This is a genomic window from Xanthomonas sp. SHU 308, assembly GCF_000364645.1.
Classification (GTDB): Bacteria; Pseudomonadota; Gammaproteobacteria; order Xanthomonadales; family Xanthomonadaceae; genus Xanthomonas_A; species Xanthomonas_A sontii.
Map to the genome: position 1 here is coordinate 1 of NZ_AQOK01000834.1, position 5,192 is coordinate 5,192.

The 5,192-nt window shown below is 70.8% G+C and carries 4 protein-coding genes; all 4 read right to left on the minus strand.

What is annotated here, in order from left to right; translation table 11 throughout:
* The coding region (gene nadD / locus D588_RS0121835; protein ID WP_051067903.1) for a nicotinate-nucleotide adenylyltransferase at positions 1-590 on the minus strand (590 nt) is incomplete at its 3' end.
* Between the two features lie 23 nt (positions 591-613).
* On the minus strand, positions 614-1,648 hold the full coding sequence (holA, locus tag D588_RS0121840; protein ID WP_017917515.1) for a DNA polymerase III subunit delta: 1,035 nt from the start codon (positions 1,646-1,648) through the stop codon (positions 614-616).
* A gap of 101 nt (positions 1,649-1,749) precedes the next feature.
* Positions 1,750-2,364: an LPS assembly lipoprotein LptE gene (lptE, locus tag D588_RS0121845; RefSeq protein WP_017917516.1), complete on the minus strand. Its 615-nt coding sequence runs from the start codon at positions 2,362-2,364 to the stop codon at positions 1,750-1,752.
* Positions 2,365-2,488: 124 nt separating this feature from the next.
* Complete coding sequence (gene leuS / locus D588_RS0121850) at positions 2,489-5,131, minus strand: leucine--tRNA ligase (RefSeq protein WP_017917517.1); 2,643 nt, start codon at positions 5,129-5,131, stop codon at positions 2,489-2,491.
* Positions 5,132-5,192: the final 61 nt, after the last annotated feature.

The following is a 5,192-nucleotide window of genomic DNA, read 5'->3' on the forward strand; positions in this document are numbered from 1 at the left end:
TGGGTCAGCGCCTGCGGCGTGTTGGCCCAGCGTCCGGCCACCGCCTGCGCCAGTTCCGCCGGCACCGCCCGCTCCCAGCCGCTGCCGGCGCGGTCGGCGACGATCAGGTGCGCGGCCTCGAGCAGCGCCCGCCACTCGCGCCAGCCGTTGAAGCCGACGAAGCTGTCGCTGCCGATCAGCAGCGCCAGCGGCGCGTCGGCGCCGAGCTCGGCGCGCAGCTCGCGCACCGTGTCGATGCTGTAGGACGCCACGCCCGGCCGGGCCTGCGCGCGCCGCACTTCGTGCAGGTCCAGCACCAGCCCCGGCGTGTCGGCGATGGCCAGCGCCAGCATCGCGCAGCGCTGCTGCGCATCGGCCCCGGGGGCCGGCCGATGCGGCGGATCGGCCGCCGGCATCAGCCGCACCGGCACCCCGAACGCCTCCCGCGCCGCCCGCGCGATCGCCAGGTGGCCGTTGTGGATGGGATCGAAGGTGCCGCCGTAGATCAGATGCAGTGGTGGGGAATCGGGAATGGGGAATGGGGAAGAAGCAACAGCCGCAGGCTGCGAGGTCTCCGGCGAGACCACAGCGCCGCCGTTCCCATTCCCCATTCCCGATTCCCGATTCCCGGCGGTCATACCACCAACAACCGCACCGCCCGCGCCTCGGCGATCGCCAGCAGCAGGCGTTCCAGGGCGATCCAGGCATCGCCGTCGGCGCGGCCCTTGGCGATGCGGTCGATGCGGCCGGCCTCGGCGGCGAAACGTTCCCAGCGGCGCGGTTCGGCGTGGCGCTGCAGCGCGCGCTTGAACGGCGCCTGCCGCGATTCCCAGATGCCCTGCCCCTTCATTTCCGCGGCCAGGTTGCCGCCGGCGGCCTGCACCTTGGCCAGCGCCGCGGTGCGCAGCAGTTCCTTGATCAGGATCGGCAGCAGCGCGGCCACCGCCTCGCCCTCGGCGCGCAGGCCGGCGAGCATGCGCCGCACTGCTGGCGCCTGCCCGCCGAGCGTGGCCTCGGCCAGGCGGAACACGTCGTAGCGGGCGGCATCGGCGACCAGCGACTCCATCGCCGCCACGTCCAGCCCCTGGCCGTCAGCCAGCAGGGCCAGCTTGTCGATCTCCTGCGCCGCCGCCAGCAGGTTGCCTTCCACCCGTTCGGCCAGGCGCTGCACCGCGCCGGCGTCGGCGCGCAGGCCCTTGCTGCGCAGGCGCCGCTCGATCCAGTCGCCCAGTTCGTGCGGCTTGATCGCCCAGGCCACGGCGATGGTGCCGATGCGCGCGACGGCGTCCGCCCACTTGCCCTGGTGCGCCTTGCTCCACTCGTTGCAGGTGATCAGCAGCACCACGTCCGGCGGCGGATCGGCACAGAACGCGCTGATGACCTCGCCGCCCTCCTTGCCGGGCTTGCCGCTGGGCAGGCGCAGCTCGATCAGGCGTTGCGCGCTGAACAGGCTGGGCGCGTTGAAACTGGAATACAGCTGGCCCCAGTCGAAATCGCGACCGTCGGCATCGAACACCTCGCGCTCGCCAATGCCGGCAGCGCGCGCGCGGGCGCGCACCGCATCGGCGGCTTCGAGCACGCGCAGGGTTTCCGGACCGGCGATCAAATAGACCGGCTGCAGCGGCTGCGACGCCGGCTGGGTGGCGAGTTGTTCGGGGCGCAGTTCCATGGCGACAGCCTACGCTGCTGCAGGCGGAGACGGCGAACGCCATGCGCCGGCAGCGAACGGCATAGCCGCCGCGCGCGGCGGCGAGGGCAGCAGGGCGAGGCTCAAGGCTGCGGCGTGGTCGCCGGCTTGCCTGCGGCCGGGGTACCGTCGGCCGGCTTGCCCTCCACCGGCGTGCCATCGGTGGACGGCGGCGCGGCGTTGACGTCCTTGCCGTCGCGCACCTGCGCGCGCACCACGCTGTCGATCCGGCGCAGCATCGACGCCGACATCTCGCGGCGCAGTTCGTCGGCCAGGATCTCGCGCTCGGTGGAGGTACCGGTGGCGTCGGTCGGCGGGGAAACGTAGTCGCGCGACAGCTCGATCACCTGCTGCGGCACCAGCACGCTGCCGTCGGCGCGGCGGAACAGGAAGATCGCCGCGTAGCGCAGGCTGTATTCCTGGGCGCGGCCTTCGGCGTCGAGCGCGATCGGCAGATCGCCCCAGCGCTCGGACAGCACCTCCAGGCGGGCCACACCGGTGTTGACGTCCTTCGGCGCGATCTGCGCGCCGGCCGCGCGCAGGCCGCGCTCGAGCAGCTTGGCCAGCTCGCTGTACGGCGCCGAGGACACCACCTTCACCGACGGCGTGTCGGCCGGCAGGGTCAGCTTGTTGCGCAGGTGGAAACCGCAGGCGGTCAGGGACGCCGCGAAGACGAGAGCGAGCAGGAGTCGGGTCATGGACACAGTCTGGAGGAGCCGGCTGGGCGCGGCAACAGGCGGCTAGCCTGCCGTACGCCGCGTGAACGCGGGTTGAGACCTGCCGCGCCGCACGGCCGCGACGCGGCCGCAGCGGCGCGCCGGCTCACGCCGCCACCAGGTTCACGATCTTGCCGGGGACGATGATGATCTTGCGGATGCTCAGCCCTTCCAGGAACTTGGCCGCATTCGGCTCGGCCTGGGCCAGCGCCTCGATCTGCTCGCGCGGGGTGTCGGCGCCGACCTCGATGGTGCCGCGCAGCTTGCCGTTGACCTGCACCGCCAGAGTCACCGCGTCGCGCACCAGCGCGGCCGGGTCCGGCTGCGGGAACGGCACGTCCTCCAGCAGCGTCGCCGGATGGCCCAGCGCCTGCCACAGCGCGTGGCTGGCGTGCGGGGTGATCGGGTTGAGCAGCAGCACCGCCGCTTCCAGCGCTTCCTGGCGCACCGCACGACCCTGATCGCCGGCATCGTCGAACTTGGCCAGCGCGTTGGTCAGCTCCATCACCGCGGCGATGGCGGTGTTGAAGCTGTGGCGGCGGCCGTAGTCGTCGGCGACCTTGCCGATGGTCTCGTGGGTCTTGCGCCGCAGCGCCTTGTGCTCGGCATTCAGCGCGGCCGGATCCAGCGCCGGCGCGGCGCCGTCGGCGACATGCTTGTGCACCTGCGCCCACAGCCGGCGCAGGAACCGCGCCATGCCGTCCACGCCGGCCTCGTTCCACTCCAGCGACTGCTCCGGCGGCGCGGCGAACATCGAGAACAGGCGCACCGTGTCGGCGCCGTACTTGCCGACCATCGCCTGCGGATCCACGCCGTTGTTCTTGGACTTGGACATCTTCTCGGTGCCGCCGATCAGCACTGGCTGGCCGTCGCCGCGGTGCACCGCGCCGATCACCCGCGCCTTGTCGTCGCGCTGCACGTCCACGTCGGCCGGGTTGATCCAGTCCTTGGAGCCGTCCGGGCTCTGCCGGTAGAAGGTCTCGGCGATCACCATGCCCTGGGTCAGCAGGTTGGTCGCCGGCTCGTCGCTGTCCACCAGGCGCGCGTCGCGCAGCAGCTTGTGGAAGAAGCGGAAGTACATCAGGTGCAGGATCGCGTGCTCGATGCCGCCGATGTACTGGTCCACCGGCAACCAGTAGTTGCCGCGCTTGTCGACCATGTCCTTGGCGCCGGGCGAGGTGTAGCGCGCGTAGTACCAGCTCGACTCCATGAAGGTGTCGAAGGTGTCGGTCTCGCGCTCGGCCGCCGCGCCGCACTGCGGGCAGGTGGTCTTGCGCCATTCCGGGTCGGTCTTCAGCGGCGAACCGGTGCCGCTCAGGGCCACGTTCTCCGGCAGCAGCACCGGCAGCTGGTCTTCCGGCACCGGCACCGCGCCGCAACTCTGGCAATAGATCACCGGGATCGGGCAGCCCCAGTAGCGCTGGCGGCTGACGCCCCAGTCGCGCAGGCGGTAGTTGACCCGGCGCTGGCCCTGGCCCTTGCGCTCGAAGCGCTCGGCCAGCGCCTCGAACGCGCCCTGGAAGTCCAGCCCGTCGAACTCGGCGGAATTGACCAGTTCCAGTTCGCGGGTCTTGTCGCCGTACCAGTCCTGCCAGCGGCTCGGATCGTACTGGCGCTCGTCGTCGTTCTTCGGCGCCTTCAGCGCGATCACCTGGCGGATCGGCAGGGCGTACTTGCTGGCGAATTCGAAATCGCGCTGGTCGTGGCCGGGCACCGCCATCACCGCGCCGGTGCCGTAGCCCATCAGCACGAAGTTGGCGACCCACACCGGCACCTGCTCGCCGCTGATCGGATGCACCGCGGTCAGGCCGGTGGCCATGCCGCGCTTTTCCTGGGTTTCCAGTTCGGCTTCGGAGACGCCGCCCTGCTTCAGCTCGGCCAGCAGTGCGGCCAGCTCGGGATTGGACTTGGCCGCGTGCAGCGCCAACGGGTGCTCGCTGGCGATGGACACGAAGGTCACGCCCATCAGCGTGTCCGGGCGCGTGGTGAACACGCGCAGCGGATCCAGCGCGCTGCCATCGGCGTCGCGCACGTCGAACTGGATCTCCAGGCCCTCGGAACGGCCGATCCAGTTGCGCTGCATGGTCTTGACCGACTCCGGCCAGCCCGGCAGCTGGTCCAGGCCGTCCAGCAGCTCCTGCGCGTAGTCGGTGATGCGCAGGAACCACTGCGGGATCTCGCGCTTTTCCACCAACGCGCCGGAGCGCCAGCCGCGGCCGTCGATGACCTGCTCGTTGGCCAGCACGGTCTGGTCGATCGGGTCCCAGTTGACCACCGCGTTGCGGCGGTAGGCCAGGCCCTTGCGCATCAGCCGGGTGAACATGCGCTGCTCGTGCACGTAGTACTCGGGCCGGCAGGTGGCGAACTCGCGCGACCAGTCGATGGCATAGCCCAGCGACTTCAGCTGGCTGCGCATGTGGTCGATGTTGGCGTAGGTCCACTTCGCCGGCGCGGTCTTGTTCTTGATCGCTGCGTTCTCGGCCGGCAGGCCGAACGCGTCCCAGCCCATCGGCTGCAGCACGTTCTTGCCGATCATGCGCTGGTAGCGGCTGATCACGTCGCCGATGGTGTAGTTGCGCACGTGGCCCATGTGCAGCGCCCCGGACGGGTACGGCAGCATCGACAGGCAGTAGAACTTGGGCTTGTCGGAGGTCTCGTCGACCTCGAAGGCGCGGGTGGCGTCCCAGAACTGCTGGGCGGAGGATTCGACCTGCTGCGGGTCGTAGGCGGTGGGCTCGACGGCGGACATGGAAACGGGCAAGGGCCAGGCGGCAACAAAGCGGCCAAGGGTACCGTAGCGCGGCAAGCCG

What these genes read in the sequence shown, in the direction of transcription:
- leuS (WP_017917517.1), bottom strand. Translation starts at nt 5,131, where the DNA reads ATGTCCGCCGTCGAGCCCACCGCCTACGACCCGCAGCAGGTCGAATCC.
- lptE (WP_017917516.1), bottom strand. Translation starts at nt 2,364, where the DNA reads ATGACCCGACTCCTGCTCGCTCTCGTCTTCGCGGCGTCCCTGACCGCC.
- holA (WP_017917515.1), bottom strand. Translation starts at nt 1,648, where the DNA reads ATGGAACTGCGCCCCGAACAACTCGCCACCCAGCCGGCGTCGCAGCCG.